The sequence below is a fragment of the Chitinophaga rhizophila genome (assembly GCF_019492185.1).
Taxonomy (GTDB): Bacteria; Bacteroidota; Bacteroidia; order Chitinophagales; family Chitinophagaceae; genus Chitinophaga; species Chitinophaga rhizophila.
The window spans coordinates 2,193,280-2,211,428 of record NZ_JAICCF010000001.1 but is presented as its reverse complement, the minus strand read 5'-3'; the positions used below and the strand labels follow the sequence as shown (position 1 = coordinate 2,211,428).

At 42.7% G+C, this 18,149-nt stretch carries 22 protein-coding genes; 9 read left to right on the top strand and 13 right to left on the bottom strand.

Annotated elements, in window-relative coordinates; genetic code table 11:
• Positions 1-285: 285 nt before the first annotated feature.
• Positions 286-624, bottom strand: coding sequence for a hypothetical protein (locus K1Y79_RS08465; RefSeq protein ID WP_220249543.1), 339 nt, complete (start codon positions 622-624; stop codon positions 286-288).
• 343 nt (positions 625-967) lie between these two features.
• On the opposite strand from K1Y79_RS08465, the gene K1Y79_RS08460 reads away from it, so the two are divergent.
• Complete coding sequence (locus tag K1Y79_RS08460; protein ID WP_220249542.1) at positions 968-1,507, top strand: hypothetical protein; 540 nt, start codon at positions 968-970, stop codon at positions 1,505-1,507.
• A gap of 233 nt (positions 1,508-1,740) precedes the next feature.
• Here the strand turns inward: K1Y79_RS08460 and K1Y79_RS08455 are convergent, their stop codons facing one another.
• The 3 genes from K1Y79_RS08455 to K1Y79_RS08445 form a co-directional block, all read right to left on the bottom strand.
• A complete protein-coding gene (locus K1Y79_RS08455; protein ID WP_220249541.1) occupies positions 1,741-2,043 on the bottom strand; it encodes a DUF1330 domain-containing protein in 303 nt (100 codons plus the stop codon).
• A 166-nt stretch (positions 2,044-2,209) separates the two neighbouring features.
• Positions 2,210-2,830, bottom strand: a complete 621-nt coding sequence (locus K1Y79_RS08450) for a hypothetical protein (protein ID WP_220249540.1) — start codon at positions 2,828-2,830, stop codon at positions 2,210-2,212.
• A 94-nt stretch (positions 2,831-2,924) separates the two neighbouring features.
• Complete coding sequence (locus K1Y79_RS08445) at positions 2,925-3,332, bottom strand: hypothetical protein (RefSeq protein WP_220249539.1); 408 nt, start codon at positions 3,330-3,332, stop codon at positions 2,925-2,927.
• 95 nt (positions 3,333-3,427) lie between these two features.
• Here K1Y79_RS08445 and K1Y79_RS08440 point away from each other — a divergent pair, with 95 nt between their 5' ends.
• Positions 3,428-3,781 (top strand): hypothetical protein, encoded by a 354-nt coding sequence (locus K1Y79_RS08440; RefSeq protein WP_220249538.1) that lies wholly within the window; start codon positions 3,428-3,430, stop codon positions 3,779-3,781.
• Positions 3,782-3,788: 7 nt separating this feature from the next.
• Here K1Y79_RS08440 and K1Y79_RS08435 read toward each other — a convergent pair whose 3' ends face one another.
• Positions 3,789-4,181: a ribosomal maturation YjgA family protein gene (locus K1Y79_RS08435; protein ID WP_220249537.1), complete on the bottom strand. Its 393-nt coding sequence runs from the start codon at positions 4,179-4,181 to the stop codon at positions 3,789-3,791.
• A gap of 215 nt (positions 4,182-4,396) precedes the next feature.
• Here K1Y79_RS08435 and K1Y79_RS08430 point away from each other — a divergent pair, with 215 nt between their 5' ends.
• Complete coding sequence (locus tag K1Y79_RS08430) at positions 4,397-4,675, top strand: hypothetical protein (RefSeq protein ID WP_220249536.1); 279 nt, start codon at positions 4,397-4,399, stop codon at positions 4,673-4,675.
• A gap of 33 nt (positions 4,676-4,708) precedes the next feature.
• On the opposite strand, the gene K1Y79_RS08425 is transcribed toward K1Y79_RS08430, so the two are convergent.
• The 5 genes from K1Y79_RS08425 to K1Y79_RS08405 form a co-directional block, all read right to left on the bottom strand.
• Positions 4,709-5,452 (bottom strand): NUDIX hydrolase, encoded by a 744-nt coding sequence (locus K1Y79_RS08425; RefSeq protein ID WP_220249535.1) that lies wholly within the window; start codon positions 5,450-5,452, stop codon positions 4,709-4,711.
• A 671-nt stretch (positions 5,453-6,123) separates the two neighbouring features.
• Entirely contained in the window at positions 6,124-6,792 is a 669-nt protein-coding gene (locus K1Y79_RS08420; protein WP_220249534.1) for a response regulator transcription factor, read from the bottom strand.
• A complete protein-coding gene (locus K1Y79_RS08415; protein ID WP_220249533.1) occupies positions 6,789-7,610 on the bottom strand; it encodes a sensor histidine kinase in 822 nt (273 codons plus the stop codon). Before K1Y79_RS08415 ends, K1Y79_RS08420 begins: the two co-directional genes overlap by 4 nt.
• Positions 7,580-8,263 (bottom strand): hypothetical protein, encoded by a 684-nt coding sequence (locus K1Y79_RS08410; protein ID WP_220249532.1) that lies wholly within the window; start codon positions 8,261-8,263, stop codon positions 7,580-7,582. Before K1Y79_RS08410 ends, K1Y79_RS08415 begins: the two co-directional genes overlap by 31 nt.
• Positions 8,264-8,282: 19 nt before the next feature.
• A complete protein-coding gene (locus K1Y79_RS08405) occupies positions 8,283-8,753 on the bottom strand; it encodes a hypothetical protein (RefSeq protein ID WP_220249531.1) in 471 nt (156 codons plus the stop codon).
• Positions 8,754-9,006: 253 nt separating this feature from the next.
• On the opposite strand from K1Y79_RS08405, the gene K1Y79_RS08400 reads away from it, so the two are divergent.
• The 5 genes from K1Y79_RS08400 (at position 9,007) to K1Y79_RS08380 (ending at position 13,727) form a co-directional block, all read left to right on the top strand.
• Positions 9,007-9,951, top strand: a complete 945-nt coding sequence (locus K1Y79_RS08400; protein ID WP_220249530.1) for a caspase family protein — start codon at positions 9,007-9,009, stop codon at positions 9,949-9,951.
• A 29-nt stretch (positions 9,952-9,980) separates the two neighbouring features.
• Complete coding sequence (locus tag K1Y79_RS08395; RefSeq protein ID WP_220249529.1) at positions 9,981-11,057, top strand: SUMF1/EgtB/PvdO family nonheme iron enzyme; 1,077 nt, start codon at positions 9,981-9,983, stop codon at positions 11,055-11,057.
• 18 nt (positions 11,058-11,075) lie between these two features.
• Positions 11,076-11,417, top strand: a complete 342-nt coding sequence (locus tag K1Y79_RS08390; RefSeq protein WP_220249528.1) for a YegP family protein — start codon at positions 11,076-11,078, stop codon at positions 11,415-11,417.
• Positions 11,418-11,571: 154 nt separating this feature from the next.
• Positions 11,572-12,822: a coiled-coil domain-containing protein gene (locus K1Y79_RS08385; RefSeq protein WP_220249527.1), complete on the top strand. Its 1,251-nt coding sequence runs from the start codon at positions 11,572-11,574 to the stop codon at positions 12,820-12,822.
• The gene (locus K1Y79_RS08380) at positions 12,819-13,727 is read left to right on the top strand and encodes a hypothetical protein (protein WP_220249526.1); all 909 of its coding nucleotides are present in this window, start codon (positions 12,819-12,821) and stop codon (positions 13,725-13,727) included. Before K1Y79_RS08385 ends, K1Y79_RS08380 begins: the two co-directional genes overlap by 4 nt.
• 26 nt (positions 13,728-13,753) lie before the next feature.
• Here the strand turns inward: K1Y79_RS08380 and K1Y79_RS08375 are convergent, their stop codons facing one another.
• Positions 13,754-14,167, bottom strand: a complete 414-nt coding sequence (locus tag K1Y79_RS08375; protein WP_220249525.1) for an ADP-ribosylation/crystallin J1 — start codon at positions 14,165-14,167, stop codon at positions 13,754-13,756.
• A 111-nt stretch (positions 14,168-14,278) separates the two neighbouring features.
• On the opposite strand from K1Y79_RS08375, the gene K1Y79_RS08370 reads away from it, so the two are divergent.
• Positions 14,279-15,490, top strand: coding sequence for an ATP-binding protein (locus K1Y79_RS08370; RefSeq protein WP_220249524.1), 1,212 nt, complete (start codon positions 14,279-14,281; stop codon positions 15,488-15,490).
• On the opposite strand, the gene K1Y79_RS08365 is transcribed toward K1Y79_RS08370, so the two are convergent.
• Entirely contained in the window at positions 15,468-16,541 is a 1,074-nt protein-coding gene (locus K1Y79_RS08365; RefSeq protein WP_220249523.1) for a hypothetical protein, read from the bottom strand. The genes K1Y79_RS08370 and K1Y79_RS08365 overlap by 23 nt on opposite strands.
• Entirely contained in the window at positions 16,538-18,148 is a 1,611-nt protein-coding gene (locus tag K1Y79_RS08360) for an NAD(P)-binding protein (protein WP_220249522.1), read from the bottom strand. The genes K1Y79_RS08365 and K1Y79_RS08360 overlap by 4 nt, the downstream gene beginning before the upstream one ends.
• Position 18,149 lies beyond the last annotated feature (1 nt).

The following is an 18,149-nucleotide window of genomic DNA, read 5'->3' as shown; positions in this document are numbered from 1 at the left end:
CAACCATATTGCCATATGATAAATTTATCCTGACAATACCCATCACAAAATCCAGTTGGACTGACACTAAGCCTATTGATCAAACAGGTTTTGCCCCGGATGTGCTCCTCACCCTGCCTGAAAACAAATGGATAGACTTCGTCTTGGATGATTTGCTTAAAAAATAAAACACCATACACAAACTATTGAATTGCTTTTTATAGATATAGCCAATGACATTCATGCAAGCGCTATTCCTCAAATACCCCCTAATAAAAAGACAACTACCTCCAACGGCAACTTGTATCAGATAGGCAATTCTATTGGCGACAATAGCCAGGATATCCCATCTTCCCGCTGCTTGACATGCCAGATAGTAACCCCAACTGTAAAGGCCTCGGTTCGTTCACCTTGATACATAAAAGGTGGTATCCACATAAGTTCTATCCTACCGTCTCCATACCAACCTGCTTCCAGGAATATTTCCCGTGCTATTTTAACATACTCCTCCGCGTTTTCCAGGCATTCCTCAGGGCTTAAAGTGAAGTTTAGGTTATCTATCCACTCATATACCTGTACCCTGAAAGTTCGCAACGTCTCAGGTGGATAATTAATGATTGTAGTTTTGTCTCTATCAAAAGTCATAGGGTTTATTGGCGCTTTTATGTCTGATAATGAAAGTGAAATAATGTACGCTGAATAGCGTAAAGATAGTATTCTGATGTCAATCGGTTACTTCTTTCGCTTTCCAGGATATGTTCACTCTGGGCATTCTTCTAAATATTCTTTGTCATCCTGGCTGTTTACCCCTTCTGATAACATTTGATGTTTCATGTCATCCCTGCATCTAAAGCATATTATAAGGTCACCTCAATATCCCAAAGATATTTAAATGACCTCATAATGTACTTAAAGTGTTATGTCAATGTAAAAGCCATAGCACTATCATATGGTAACTTAGTGACAGTAACCTCAAAAATTGATTTTTATGGCTTTAGTAAAAGACAATACCATTTTACAGCTGATTCGAGGCTCTCTCGGCAGACAAGTCACTGTTTATGAACGGAATGGGCAGATTATCATGGCAAAGAAGCGCGGTCCATCTAATAGTAAACCTACTGCCAAACAGCTGGAAGCCAGGTATAAAATGACCCTCGCCGCAGGCCGTGCGCGAATGTTGCTGAACGATCCGGAGATAAAAGCCTACTATGCTTCGCTGGCCGGTCCTGGACAAAATGCCTACAATATGGCGGTGAAGGATGCCTATCATTCACCTGAGATTCAAAATCTCAGATTAGAAGACGCTGAAGTCATAGTGACCGCTAAAGATGAATTTCGGGTTGTGGAAGTAAAAGTGCAAGTGGCAGATGCTGCAGGCGCAATAATCGAAAGCGCTTCCGCTATTTTAGCCCGTAATGGCGTAGACTGGCATTATAAAATAACTGTCTTGCCGGCAGGAGGAAAAGTGATTGTATTAGCAGTGGATTTGCCGGGAAATAAAACGGTCAGAGAATTGCTACTTCGCTAAAGTGTGACAGAGGGTGATACACTTACATGGCGTCTTCCGTATATACTGAGTTCAGATAGTCGTTTAGTAACAACCTTTGCTGAAAGTTGTTGAGAATATATCTGCAACAGCGTGAAGCTCATTATCAGCTCATCACTGTTAATTAGGCTTCCTGTACGAATAAGCAATGCACACACCAGTAACACTTCCGGATTGCCTTACCTGCCAGTATGGTGCCAGGGATGAGTACCATATCACAAACTCATGCCCTGTATCAACACAACCTTACGTACAGAGGCATCTTTAAGATGCAGGAAACGCTCGCGTTCCTTATCTTGTTTAAAACCATCAAACGCTGCCTGTGAAGGAAAACTTACAAGATGAACTTCATAAGGCGACTCTAGTTCTCCGGCAATGACCTGTCCTTGGGAAGGCCGTATTCGCAGCAATAATTTACCCTGGTATTTATCTAATAGAGGCAGTGCAACGTCTTCAAACTGATGAAAGATATCTTGTTGTCCCTCATGGATATAGATGAGTTGTGTCAGATAGATCATAATGTGAAAGTATTAAGTGCGGTTATCATGAAAATAAGAAGAATAGTTATATAATCTGTCGATACATGTTGTGAAGTAATGAAATAGCTGTAGCCATTTTTAAATTGATTATAGTTGCTAGTTATTCTGTCAATCCCTGCGAATATCTGGAAGAGGAGCAACGCTTCTACCATTCATGTGTCTCCCTTTCATCAGCCTGATCTGTGATTGGCACTACTTCACACTCAAACCTGTCGCCAATGATGTAACTGCCTCCTATGAATAATACCTGCAGATTTACATACGCTGCACTTGGAGCAAGATCGCCGATGATAGAAGTGTTAACGCCATTCCTGTTGAGTATATGTGCATATGCCATTAACAATTTCTTAGATCCTTTTGCAAACAGTCCATAACCGTTTTGAAGGATAGATATAGCTGGATTAAAGGCGATGTATTGTCCGAAGAATCGCTGGTGTACTAATAGCAACTCAAAGACGATCTTTTCAAGATTCCCAGATGGCCCACCTGCGATGTATAATTCACAGCGGGTATCAGTGAATGGCCATAGTAGTGCGCATTCCGTTTCGAGACGTGGGTAAGTATCGTTTTGTGGATAATTAATATGGAGATCCTGGCAGTTGAAAACACGCATAGATACAGCAGTATTTCCGCTGTAGTTCTCAATATCCCGTATCAGTAAATCTATTTTAACAGGATTGGCAGATATGTCAGTTTTAAGAATTTCTATATCATATTCCACATAATCGATTGTATCGAGTATTTGCCTTAAACTTTCAGGAAGCATATGGTGCTCTTTAGTGTTTGCGAAAATATGTATTTCTATAGTGATGATAGTTCCTGGGCTATCTATCTGCGAAGCGGAACAAGTATTGAAATGTCTATCTGTTATTATTATATAATCCCAGGAAGCTATCAAACGTGTCTGCAACAACAGGTTTCCCTAGCGTGTCTATCATATCTTCGGGAAGGTGTTGTTCTACGGCAGCATCGATGATAATCATATGTATACCATCAGGCTCAAAGAATACAAAATTCCCCAGTTGCATTACCTGGTATAGGCATTCAGCCAGCTGACCACTACAGGGACGATTTACGACTAATCCATCATTGTATGGAGCATCAATATCCATATAAATTGTGCAGGTACTATCATCGTCGAATCTGAGATCAATATAACTGCTGTCTTTAGCTACTACATATATTTCAAAGATAGCTAAGATCTTTTCGGTAGCTATCATTTCGGATCCACTATGTAAATGGGCCTGTAAAAAGTAGTCGTATGACATGAAAATGTGTTTACTTGTAAGGAGATGTTCGTAACAGGAGATGATGTCTCCAATCATTTAATTACTAACTTGCACCTCAAACTAATCTATGCAGGATGACACAAATTGAGCTGGAAGATTATCAGGTGCATTCAAAAATCTTTTTTGGAAATAACTACCTATTCATTTTTCAGAACCAGTACGATATCAGTGAGCGCCGTGTACTTGAAATGAAGGATGTAGTTGGTTTTATTGAGAATGCAGATAGCCACCCTTTAATATCACTTCGTATTATCGAGGGAGGGACTTACCCATTTGATTTGTCTGCAAGATGTAACCGGCCGGAGGTTGTTAACTTTCCGGAAGTATTGATATCTACTGCGAATACCAAAGGCATGTTTTACTTTCGCGCCTGTGCTGCCAGCATCATATTCCGTGAATGGACGATTGCAGATGCATGGCTAAGGTAATAGGTTGTCAGGAAGTGTATTGATGAAATCTGGCCGGTTTTATCTTTTCAATAAACATCGTTAACCCAATACCCAATACATAACAAATCATATCTCCCCAGCTGAAGTAATTGCCGATGGCTATCCTTGCAAGGCGCGAATGATCCAATCCGAGAAGGGTCACCAGTTTAAAGTATTGCATAATTTCTATTGTACAGGAGAAGACCAGTACCCCAACCGCTACTGGTAATACAGGTGCCTGTAGAAAAGAGCGGACAAAGCAATATATCAGTATTACAACCAGTATATCACCGACATATGGACGGATGATATCATCATGTACGTACAGAGCGATTAGCACTTCAATGAGGAAAATGAAGACAGTAAGTGCGAAGTAGATCCAGTTAAATCGGAGTTTCATGGTAAATGGTAGATTGACAAATTGATATAGCGTAAATAGATAAATCCCCATTGTATGTCCTTAAACTGTTCCATAGGTAAGGAGGATATATCTTTGATCAGCAGTAAAGATAACCTGAATAAATAATTCCGGTTAGATAGCGTTCCTAATTTATCCTTTATCAGACAATATATTCCGGTATAATACTACGGAAAAATAGTTATCTTTCTGTTACTATGAAGTCCATGGATCTCTTCAAATTACTACTTGTCTTACTGCCGGCTATGTTGCTGATATATGTTTTTCTTATCAGGGGCTGGCTGGATAATACGCCGGGAATAGGAGGGGGTGGTTATGACCTTACAAATATGTATACGCTTGCTGGTACGGGAATGTATCTGGTGGTACTCAACCTGTTTTTTCTGATACAGGGTGCTATAGATAATAAGTATTACCTGTTGGCAGGTATTCTTTTACTGGTTATAGTTGTGGTAATAGCGGTGCGCACCTTCTAAGTGGCGTTTCATCCAGGAATAAAAGAGTAATACTTACCATCTGTCGTATATTCCGTTTTCAAAAGCCTCCTGATATCTTTGCAGGTTGAACCGATAGAGGTTAGGTGATTTATGTGCGCCTCCTTTTCGTTGTTCGTCCTGTTTTTCCAGTATATCCAACGCCATTATTTTCCTGTAGAAGTTCCCTCTGTTTAGTGGTTTTCCTAGAATAGATTCGTATAATTTCTGTAGTTCAGGTAATGTAAATTCTTCTGGTAGCAGGTCCAGGCCTATAGGTTGGTAATTTAATTGTGTTTGCAGGGTTTTAAGGGCCTTATTAATGATCTGGCGATGGTCCATGGCAAGTGGGGGCAAGTTATTGAGTGGCAGCCACTCACATTTATCGGAGAAGTCATCCGGCACAGGAATTACCTGGTTGAAGTCTACCATAGCGAAGTAGCCGATTGATATAAAACGTTGCGCATGCCATAGTTCAGGAGAGAGTTTGAAAAATGATTGTGAGCGGTTTATAGCACCGAAAGTGGCAAACTGTTGCAGGTACACTTTCTTTGTTCCCGATCTTGCTTCCAGGATGCGGATGGCTGCATCATCGGTGTTCTCATGTTTCTCTACGTATCCTCCTGGCAGCATCCAGTGGTCTTCACCTTTCATGCGAACAAGCAATACTTTAACGATACCGTTGTTAAAACCGAATACAACACAATCAATGGATATATGGGCAAGGAATCTATGGGGGGCTTCCTCACTTTGATCTTTTAGTAGTTCTTCAAGCGTCATGTATGTATCATTTTTTGCGGGTTGCTTTCTCTGCGGGTTGTCCTGGACAGGTAGCTTCCCCCGACCTGTAGTAGGGGCAAATTAAAAAACATTTGTCTGTTATTTGCATTTTAGCTATCATTGCTTTGAAATAAAGCAATGGTTCGCCAGAATAGTTATATGGACCTGTAGACAGGATAAGTTTGTTTTATTCCACATATAGTAACAGTTGACAATGAAAAAATTATGACTCCAATCAGGAAAGGCTTCCTCCGATAAGCCTCCTGTCTCCATGTGAGTGTGCTGACAATGATTAGTTAAGCAGATGAGAATTGCTAATACCAGATGATTTAAACAGTGAACAGAGCCTCTTATAGAGCTACTCATGGCATAGATAAACAGAAGGGACCTGACAGGCGCAACCTTTCTATTACAGCCTGCGGCTAACTGCTGTACTTAGACAAAAGTTCAGATACACGTCATAAAGATATTAACGGGGTCAAGACAATACCAGCACTTCCGGCCTGTCCAGAATTGAAGGTGTGAGTAGCGACATCGGAAGTAAAAGTACCATGCTGAATAAGCAGGGGTTGTTAATCATGTGGAATGTTTAGAGAAAAAACAATGTGCTGATGGAGGTCAGGACATGCAGGAGGTGCCTTTTCAGACACCTCCTTTTTTTATTATTAGTATTATAGCTGTACAATTCCGTGTTTCACAGCATAAAGGGCCATTGTTACACGTGTCTTGACATTTAGTTTCTGGAATAATGCTTCTCTGTAGCCATCAATGGTCTTCGGACTCAAATTCATCTTATCAGCAATCTGTTGATAAGTCATTTCTGTAGTGGCGAGTTTAAGAAATTCCCTTTCATTTTCTGACAGATACAGTGAAGAAGGATTTGTTTTTACATTTCCCATAAGGTTTTGATTCAGAACTTCAGTAGCAATTTCAGAGTAGTAAAATCCATTACTGGCAATAGCTTCCAGCGCACGATTCATATCTTCCACTTCGATATCTTTCGACAGATAGCCTTTAACGCCCAACCGCAGCATGCGCAGGATTGCATTTTCCGATTCCACCATTGATACAACCAGTACTTTTACGGTGGGATGGGTGCGCTGTAACCAATCGACTGCTTCATATCCGTCCATGTCCGGCATATCAATATCCATGAGGATGATATCCGGGAAAGGAGGTTGTTTCATCTTCTCCTGCAGGTCATGCCCGTTTTCGGCTTCAAAGAGTATCTGGTACCTATGTTGGGTATCGCCCATGTTAATGAGCTTGATGAGACCTTTCCTGAACAGATTATGGTCATCTACAATGGCAATATTTAACTTTTGGCTGGCATTTCTCATACAGCAAACGTTTTTAGAATTTGAGGGTGTGGAATGTTTATCGTTACCGTGGTACCGCTACCCGGATGACTGACGATGGCAAATTCAGCGTTGATAAGAGCGGCTCTTTTACGCATATTCAGTAATCCGGTGCTTTGTTTTTCTCCGCTTTGACTCACTGCCTGTTCTACGTCAAAGCCTTCTCCGTTATCAGCAATAGTAAGTATAAAGTTACCGGGGGTGAAAGAAAGGTTGGATATCACCCTGGATGCTTTGGCATATTTTACTACATTATTCAGTACCTCCTGGCAGAGGCGGAAGAGTATAATCTCATGTTCCGGCTGCATCCTGTATTCTTCGCCGGTTTTGGTGATACTAACATCATACCGGCCGGTTTTAGCCAGTCTGTTAAGCTCATTTTGCAGTGCTTGTACAAATCCTATATGAATAATGTGATCGGTATTGAGATTTGCACTCAGTGCTTTCAGTTCACTCATTAGCTGTTTTGCCAGCGACTTGGTTTCAAGAATGTTTTCCCGTTGTTCTACAGGGCTTTTAGGTAATATCTCAGACAGGTTGATGTTAATCAGGGATACCAGGTGACTGAAGTTGGCATGTAATTCCTTTGAGATATGGTTAAGTGTTTGTTCCTGGATTGCAAGTTTTGATTGAAGTAATACATGGTTAAATGCTTCACGCATTTCAATCAGCTCTTGTTGATGTCGGAATTTCTTCTTCTGATAAAGGAAGATGAAATAAATGATAGCCGCACTTAAACTCAGGACAAGTAAAGTCGATATGATAATTGTCAGAGCGGTTGCGAATGTTGAGGTTTGCATAAAAAGCTGATTAAATAACAGGTGCAGATTAAGAAATTGAAGATGTCATTGATGAACAGAAGCGATAGCGCCAGCGGAGAATGCTGCAGGTTCAGAAAGCCAAACATTATTAAAAATGGCAGCGATGCTGATTGGTATAGGAATGTTCCCAATGTCATCCACACCATGGGTTCTTTATGAAGGTCGATGATACCGGGAGCCTGCAGCAGCTGTTTGAAATAGCAAAGGCATAGTACAATAAGTGATACGTGACATGCTATCACGCTGAATGTATTATACTGGAATGGCCCCTGAATAACGAAATAGTCAGTAAGGCCAAATAGTAATAATACAATAGCTCCCATATAAATGATCTTTCTTATCCTGGAGTCGTTTAGTATCTGATAAAAAATGGTCGATAGCAACGCGAAACGCACCAGGAAGAAAAAGTTATAGATCCATAAATTGTTTCTCGAATAATTCCAGCCAGCTATGTTATGTAGCTTATGTATCCAGAGATTAGCCAGCACTTCTGTTAGGAATGACATGATGACCAGTACAGCAAATAGTTTATATGGCTTAGGCCATCTATGCCTGAACGTCTTCAGGCTTAGAATGGCGCTAAGCAACAGAGGTAACAAATACATATATTCGTAGCTGAAGAATCGCTGCATTCACTCAAATTACGTAATGTTATCCAGAATATTCTTCATCACAACGGGGTGGACAAGGGATACCCATATTGAAATCCCGGATGTCTTCCATTGGATCGTCCCCAGGGAACAGAATTACTTCCCTTTCCATTGATGACCGGTCGGCATAATTAGCTTCTTTCTCCAATATTACATTCGCATGCGTAATGGAATTGCCTATCTGCTTCTCTCTTGTCGTCACAAAAAGGAGGCAGGTCTGACCGGCAAATTGATGTCCATCTTCATAGGTACCGAAATAAACCCTGATACCATCGCCGCCTGCATACTCGATTTCGTCGAGCAGCTTTGCAAAGTGCTCTTTTGAATACCAGACAGACCTGGTATCAGGTCTACCCGCTGCCTGTGTTAATAGGGAATGTTTGTTCTTTTGGTAGCGGGTAATTCGTTCGGCGGTAGTTTTTTGTCCTACGTAGAAAAATGGTAGAGGTTTTACGGTAAGGTGTTGTTGCATAATGACAATTTTTAGGTGTAGTGAAAAATGGGGCGTAAACTGTTTACGATGCGAAACTATGCCTTCGGTAAACAAAAAAATCAGTGCTGGTCAAATACCGGAAAAATCCTCCTGCCTCCCGGGAATTACCCGGGACGGTTGTTAAAAAGGGGATTTTTCCCCCTTTGCACAGGTTTTTTCCGCCACGATACCGATTCATCTTTGTCCTGTCAACGTGAGACATCCCAACTAATCCCAATGAAAATACAATAGCATGAGAAAAGCACTTGTAGTCGGTATAGACGATTACCCAGGCAGCGCACGCCTCAGAGGTTGCGTAAACGATGCGAATGCAGTAGCCGAATTACTGGATAAAAACGCAGATGGCTCGCCCAATTTCCAGGTGAAACTGTTCACCACTGCAAAGACAAAAGATGAACTCAAATCTATCATTCTGGAAGCCTTTAATGGTCATGATGATGATGTCAACCTGTTTTATTTTTCCGGGCATGGTAATTTTAGCGGTACCGGCGGGTATATTGTTACGCCCGACTTCTCCCGCCATAATGTTGGTATCTCTATGGATGAGTTACTGAAAATTGTTGGCTTGTCCAGGGCAAGACATAAGATCGTAGTACTGGATTGCTGTCACGCCGGAGCAATGGGTACCCCGGCCATAATGGGCAATAGTGCCGCCTTCCTGGAACAAGGTGTGATTATTATGGCTTCCAGCCGTAGTGATGAGTCGGCGGTAGAGTCTAACGGACATGGCGTATTTACCAGTCTGTTAATAGATGCCCTCAAAGGTGGCGCTGCGGATGTGGGTGGAGAGATTACCGCCAGTAGCATATATAGTTATATAAACAGGGCCCTGGGTAGCTGGGACCAACGCCCTGTATTCAAAGCAAATATTATCCGGCCTGTCAGCCTGCGTAAAGTTAATCCCCCTGTATTGCTGTCTGAATTGAGAAAGTTAAAGGAATACTTCCCGGACGTAGAGAACGACTTCCAATTGGATCCCAGCTATGAATATACCACAGATACTCCCAATGAAGCCAATATTGCTACGTTTAAGATCCTGCGCAGAATGCAACTGATAGGTCTCATAGAGCCCGTAGGAGAGGAGTATATGTACTGGGCTGCCGTAAGAAGTAAAAGTTGCCGCCTGACCTCCCTTGGTAAATATTACTGGAAATTGATCAAGGACGGCAAAATATAGCCTCAATCATTACCAAATCCCCATACACGATGAATCGGCGTTTTAAATATGATATCGTTATATCTGTAGCTGAGGAGGACAAACAAGTCGCAGATCTTATTGCAGCAGAGCTAAAAAAGATCCGTGTTCGCTATTACTACTATGTAGAAGAAGGTATCTCGACATGGGGAGTAGACATTATGAGACTCACCATTGATAACTATAGTAAGCACGCAAGGTTTGTTTTGATGATCGTCAGTGAAACATTTGATAAGAAGTATTGGGCTAACATCGAGAGACTAGTAGCGATGGCCGAAAGGAGGTCCGGTGCGCCACATATTCTTCCCTTAAGGCTTGATAATACCCCAATAGATGGATTATCCAAACACATTGTTTATCAGGTCTGGAAGAATAACCCAGCGGAGATTGCTGCAATGTTGAAGGAGAAGATAAGGCGACAGATATGGGAAAAACAGCTGAAAACTATTATTACTACCAGTGCAATTTGTGGAGGTCTGGCATTTTCGCTAGGCGCGTATAACGTGTTTAGGCCTATTGTAGATCCTCCACCACCTCCTCCCGAAAAATATATGCAACAGCGATTGGTTTCCGCTCCTGGCATTGATTCGTTTTATATCAGCAACACGGAAGTTTCAGTAGCTCAATACCGGAAATATTGTGATAGTACAGGTAAACAATTCCCGCCGCAAACGCCGAATGTCAGCGATAACGCCCCTGTGAGTAATGTTACCTGGTATGAGGCAGTTGAGTTTTGTAAATCCCGCAACGGCCGCCTGCCTACAGAATCCGAATGGCAATATGCTGCAAGTGCTGGCCTCCCGGTAAAGTATAGCGGTGGTAGTGCTGCTAAAAGGGTAGCAGTGTACGGTGCAAAAAAGCAGGCCATTATTGGTACCAAAGCGCCGAATGAGTTTAAACTCTACGACATGACTGGTAATGTTGCTGAATGGTGCGCTGACTGGTCAGATACTACCAATACCTGTAAAATTGTAAAAGGAGGGGCGTATAATAGTCCGGTGACTGCACTTACCAACGACTCTCGCATGCTGGCAAACCCAGATGAAAGGCAACCTACTATCGGTTTCAGGGTAGCCTGGGACAAATAATCACAAAATTCCAATAACATGAAGAATCCCAAATTTGAACTTTTCTCCGGTATAGGAAAGAATGACTACTTCTTTAACCTCAAAGCCGGTAATGGGGAAAAAATACTGGGAAGTGAAAGCTATACCTCAAAACATGCCGCTGTACACAGCATCGCTTCCATCAAAAGAAACGCTCCCTATTATAAGCAATATGAACGCAGGTTCAATAGTGAAAAAGACAGTTATTCCTTCGTGCTCAAAGCAGAGAATGGCGAAATCATTGGTCGCAGTGAGACCTATCCCTCCGCCTATAGCCGTGACGAGGGTATTGAAGCCGTAAGGCGAAATGCCCCCGAGGCAACTACTGAGGATCTGACGTGATAATGTGAATGTCAGCATGCATACCGGCGAATCATGTCTGTATTTCAGTGTATGACTTGCCGGTCCTGTTTATCCCTCCCTATTGAAATATTAAGACTTCCCGATAAACGTTCCCCGCAACCAGTATTATCCCACTTATTAAACTATCTGAACCATGGGTCTTTTAAAGATCACTAAAGATTTGTTTGCCGTAAACGACACGCTGCCTGAACCCCCAGAAAACCAGGATACTGCAGTAACCAGGAGAAAAGAAATTACCTATCAGGAATATGGCTACCACCAGGCGTCTTTGCTGGCCGGTACAATTGCAGGCTTAAGAGTATGTCTGCAAAAAATATACTTCGACTTTAAGGAACAGGTTAAAAACGATCAGGAAAAACAAGAGGAGCTGAAGCGCCCCTTACGGGTGAAAGTTGAAGAATATAGAGGAGATATCGAACGATGGACGAACAGGATACGTAAAATCAGAGAAGAAGACCTTCCCGAAATGAGGCGTAGAACAGACATACTAAAGGAAGAAAAACGGCATTTGAGGCAACACCCGCAAGAGATAGTAGCGGATCTTACCGGTAAGCCAAGTTTCTATGTAGGATGTTTCATCCTTGCCTCGCTAACATTGTACCTGTTCGTATTTTATAGCTCCGCATCCTATTCTACCTTTTTTAAAGAGTTTACCCTGACCAATGTGGGAGTTGTGAAATCAATATTCGATGCTAAAGCCTTATCCCAATCGCTGAAAGACGGTGTAACCGAATTAATGTTGATTATCACTATTCCTTCGGTGTTTCTGGGTTTAGGATATCTCATCCATAAATTACAGGAAGAGCAGAATATGAGCAAATACTTCAAAATAGGCCTGCTCATTAGCGTGACATTCATCTTTGACGCCATCCTTGCCTATGAGATTACTGAGAAGATATATGAAATAGTCAGGAAAGGCAGTATTGACGATATGCCTGAATATTCCATTCTCTTAGCAATGCGCGCTATCAATTTCTGGCTGATCATCTTCGCTGGATTTGTGGTATACCTTATCTGGGGATTTGTATTTGACTTTGTACTGGCTGCTCACGCTAAAATGGATAAGGTCAGGGTAGCCTTAAAGGAAAAAGACAGGCAGATAGAAGATGTAAATAAACAGACAGTCGAAATGAATACAGAAATTGATAAGATGAATCACCATATTGATGATGCCAAAACACAAATAAAAAAGTTACAGGAGAGCCTGGCAGGTTTCATCATTCCCGGTGAGTTTGAAACCAGTCTGTATAGCTTTATGGCCGGATGGCTGTCCTGGATGAGCGGTGCCGGCAAGTCAGCTGATGAACTGCACACCGCAGAGACTGTCGTAGTTGAATATGTAAATACTATTTCTGCTAATACCCCTAAAATACAAGATCAATGAAAATTTATCTGACCTTATGCTTACTGTTATTGACCTCCTGTGTTTCTGAAACACCAACGCCGGCTCCCATAAATGGACCTGCATCTTCAAAAGGGCAGGACGCACCCCATTTAAAAAAACAGCTGAATCTGTCTATTCTCCTTGACTTATCTGACAGGATTGACCCCAATAGCAGTAAAGATATCCCGCAACATTTCGAGAGAGACAGCATTCTTATCAATTACCTCGCAAATTTCTTCAGAGCTCAGATATCCGCTCAGAGTTTGCATGCTGCACAAGGGAAGATGCGTATTATATTTTCCCCTAATCCACCCGATGCTGGTATCAGCAAAGCTGCAGAGCAATTAAGTGTGGACCTTTCCAGGTTGCAACCGGCTGAAAAGAAGGAGATCTTCCGTACGCTGGGCAATACCATTGCAGAGAATATCAGTTACATCTATCGTACAAGTATCAGGCAGGCTTCCTGGCCGGGGTCAGATATATGGAGGTTCTTTAAGAACGATGTGGATATCGCTATTGACCCCGACTCTTCTTATCGCAATATCCTGGTCATATTCACTGATGGATATCTCTATCACAAGGACTCAAAAGATACCAGCGGAAACAGGTATGCTTATCTCTTACCTGAGCTATTGTCCAAATATAAACTACGCAATACCTCTGACTGGGCCGCCAGGATTGATGCCCTCGACTTTGGACTGATCAGCAAACGTGCAGATCTGGATCAGCTGGAAGTGCTGGTACTTGAAATAACCCCATCTGCACAGCATAAAAATGATGAAGATGTCCTCCGGAAGGTACTGGATAAGTGGTTCGGAGAAATGAAAGTAAAAAGGTGGAAAATCCTGAATAGCGACCTCCCTCATGTCACGAAGACAAGGATTGACGCCTTTCTAAAGGGCTAACCTGATTCAATGATTGTATCACAGGTCTATATAGATCGTGATACAATCATTGCTGCCAGTCTTTCATCGGCAGGTGCTACAAACTGCTCTCCAATGAAGGCCTTTACCACAATAATGTCTCCTGATATATGCTGGTTGAACAGCTCCAGTTCTTCTGCCGGCACCCACAACTCATTGTGTGATCCGTCTCCTACATTCTGCACCTCATATCGTTCCAGAAACGTACTATCCACCTCAAACATGGTCACTATACCGCAATAGCCCGAACCTTCGTCCTGCGTATTCCATTCAAGCGCAATCTGTTCTGCATACTGCTGGTTCAATACTGGATAGAATATCGGCTGCCAGGATAATCTGGGCGGAAAATGCTTAAAATCAGTTGCTGCAATCAGTTCCAGTTCTTTAAGCCCTGTAGGTCTGTAAAGGGTTGTTGTCTTCATTTTAGCTAATGTAAATGTATCTTGGCCGGATAGTTGCACCTTCCTTTTAACGTAAACAAAATGCTTAATTTACTTCAGGAATGAGTAAATAGTATGTAAAATTAGTTGAAAATGAAAGAGAAAGTGTCAGTTACTGATACGGGGATACAATCTTCCGGACTTCCAAAAGACTATATGGAAGCTGTGGCAGAATATATCTGGAATGGATTTGATGCGACGGCTTCTGTCATAGACATACATTTTGAATCTAATGAAATAGATACTATCCATAGCTTATCGATTACAGATAACGGAACAGGTATTGATTATGACCTGCTTGCAGAGACTTTTGGTCATTTTAATGACTCAATCAAAAAAGCGTCTTTTCAAAAGTCATCCTCTTTCATAAAAGGAAACAAAGGTCGTGGCCGCTTCTCTTTCTCTGCTTTCAGCGGTCGTGCCGTATGGCACACTGTTTATAAAGATGACAAGTCCGGAGATATGATGGAATATGGCATCACAATAAGCCGGAACACGAAAGACTTTTATGAACCTGAAGGAAGGAAGAAAACAGCTAAAGCAAACACAGGTACTACAGTTACTTTTTATGACCTGTTTGAAGTATCCGGTTTTTCATTTGAATCAGATGAGTTTAAAAGCTTCCTGATTCGTGAATTTGGGTGGTTCCTGATGCTGAACAGGGAAAAGGAATACCAGATACGTATTAATGGTATACCTGTTGATTATGTTGCCGCTATTGCAGAAAATGATACGGAAGTACTCTCCCTCAAGGATGCCGAAGGTGCGGAGTACTATTTCAGAATCACCTTTGTAAGGTGGGCCGAAAGGATAGGGGATAAGTTCTTCTTCTATTTCCTCAATTCAGGACAGTCAGAAGTTTTTAAAGATCTCACCTCTTTCAATAATAACGCTATTGGTTTCTATCACAGCGTATACATAGAATCCAGATACTTTGATGCTTTCAATCCTGCTGATGCGGAACAGACGCTCAACATGTTTGAAAAGACAAAGCTTCATATTGTTTTCCGTGACCTGATGAAATACCTGCATAAACTGGTAAGCACCAGGCAGAAGTCTTTTCTGAAGGGAGAGGCTGCTGTAAAACTCATAGACATCTACGAAAAGAATGGTATACTCCCCGATACAGGTAATCGCAGAGAGCTGAAGAAGTTCCTTAAGGGCTTCTTCTCTACAGAACCAAGACTGTTCCAGGGACTCAATAAAGAGCAACAGCGGGTGTATATCGGGATGATAGATATACTACTGCAAACTGGTAAGAAAGACGAGTTACTTTCATTGGTCAGCGCTCATTACTCCACTTAAACTCATCTTTTTTAATCTTCCAGATGAACCCATCCAGTATATAATGGGTAATCTGCGGTAGTGCCAGTAGTGGCACAATAACACTCAGCAATTGCTGGTCTATATCAGGTGTGGACAGGTGGGCTGTTCCAAATACGGTTGCGTGCTCCTGCCATACGGTTACATCCCAGAGACCTTCTTCTATAAAGGCAAACAGGAAAATCAGCAGCAGGAAAACGACAACTCCGTACCTGCTGAATACCAGTCTCAGAAAAGAGCTGCTTCCCGCCGGATCTTTATGCTGCTTCTGGCCATAGATCCATATCAGGGCCATATAAGGAATACCATGACTCACCACGTTAAGTAAGGTGAAGGCCATATCTCCGTTGAAATACACAATGCCAAAATACCAGGATGCAAGTGTACCCGTAATAATTGCCGTCTTAGGGATATTAAACGTCCGGGTGGTGATGGCATTGTACACCTCTTTAGCTACATATATACCCACGATAATAAAGTATGCCACGCTAAGTATATCCCTGAGCAAGGTGAACTCAAAATATATAAAGTCATTTTCTACAAACCAGTTAAAATTGCGCGGTCCGCTCAGGTGCCAGTATGCCATCGGATATAGTGCGGCGGTGTATATTGTAATGTTGTCAATCTTTTTGCTGATGCTTCCTGTAGTTTCCTGGCGACTATATACTCTCATAAATCCATACTGTTGTCTCACAAAGTGGAAGACAGCGACATATGCCAGTATCCGCCAGAATAACAGGCTGCTAAATGCATAGATCAGGATGCCACCGATAAAACTGACTGCCGGTATGATCCATAAAAGGAATCGCTGTGTACTCAATGCCTGCGGGTCAAAGTAGGTTCTATACAATGTACTGTATACATGCGCTACGTCTATCAGTAATACCAATATTACCCAACTGGCATCCGGCATGCTCTTGTTGTTTTGAAAGAGGGTAGGGAAGAGCATGATGACCAGCAGGCTGAAAAACGGAGGTAACAGTATAAAAACACTGTCTGTCCAAGGCTTGCCTATCCATGGTTGCTTGTTCATATCTTACCGGATAATTGTGTAATGACTTTTTGAGCAGCTGATAATCCCTGGTAAAATGCCTCTTCAAACAGGCTGTTACCCGCCAGGTCAGTATGTGCAAAGTGCAAACGGTTATTAACTGAAGCGGCCAGTTCCTGCCTGATATTACCGTGGGCCATACCTGGCACTGGTTTGGACATTGCATGCCCCCAAATCATTATATTCACTTCTTCAATGGCTTCCGCAATGTTGGGGTGTACTTTGTCCAGGTCGTTTACTATCATCTTTACCCATTCTGTATGGGTACGTTCAATTGCTGCCTTTCTTTCTTCCGCCGGCTGACCGCCCGTTAACGGGAGGTAGTAAGTGAGGTTCCTGACAGCTTTTTCCTGTGTTACCTGCTGGTGAGTGGCTTTTACATACCCTAGCGACGGACTATTATAGATCACATTATCCCAGCTGGAAGGAAACCCGGTCCGCTCTTCCAGATCCCCGACACGAAGATTGGCGACCATCCAGGGGCTGTATTGAATGTGCTGATGTACTTTCCTGATACGGGCCTCATCCTGTAATATTCTGCCTGCTACAAACTGCGGTACTGCCAGGATACACTGTTGCGCCCTGATTCTTTTTAGACGGCTTTCCTTGACATCAAAGTAGTCGATAGATAACTTGCCGTCCTCCTCCTGTATCCTTGCTACCAGCGCTTCGTTATGAAAATAAGGTTGTAGTTCTTTTTTCAGATGACCTGCTAGCCAGCCATTGCCTTCCGGCCAGGTCAGTACATCCTGATGTTCTACATTAACGCCTTTCCCTTTCCTGCTGGCAAAATACTGTATACCTACCCAGGCGCTGATCTCGTCGTAGTTGGTGCCGTAGTCATCGCGGGTACAGTAGTTAACATACCATTGGAGATAGGGTGTTGTCCATCCCTGCTGGTGTAACCATTCTTTCATGGTGATGGTGTCCAAGGCTGTGAAAGCCGGATCTTTACTGGCATTGTCCATAGGTATGGTAAATGCGTCTTTTCCATCCTGGCCCTTAGCTTCCCGGAATACCTGCATCTGGTGCAGGAATGCCTGTACCTGTTTCCTTTCTGCGTCCGGCACACCATAATGCGGTACTAAGCCCTCCTGCCATTGCCCGTTGATATATAACCGCTCTTCGGGGTCAAAACAGATGTAATAGTCATGGTACGTCGGCAGCGGTGCATCCGTTGGACTGGTAACCACCCCACATTCCCGCATGAAATCTATGTATGCCGTAAGGTCGTTGTTAGGAATAGGCACATAGTGCGCTCCCCAGGGATAAGCAGAGATCTGGTTTTTTCCGCAGGCGGCATTACCGCCCATTTCCTTTTCAAGGTCCAGTATAACCATATCTGTAATGCCTTGCCGGTGTAGCTGCCGAGCTGCTGATAAGCCGCTGATACCGCCACCTACAACAACAACAGAATGTTCTGTTACAGTTACCGGCGCGGCAAAGTTCTTATCCCGTAAAAGGTGTCCTGTATGTGCGCTAGCGCCAATTATACTACCGCTGATGACCCGCTGTTGCTGGCAGGACGGCAGGAAGCTGCTCACTACAGTGAGTCCTGCTATGCATTGTATGAATGATCTTCTCCGCATA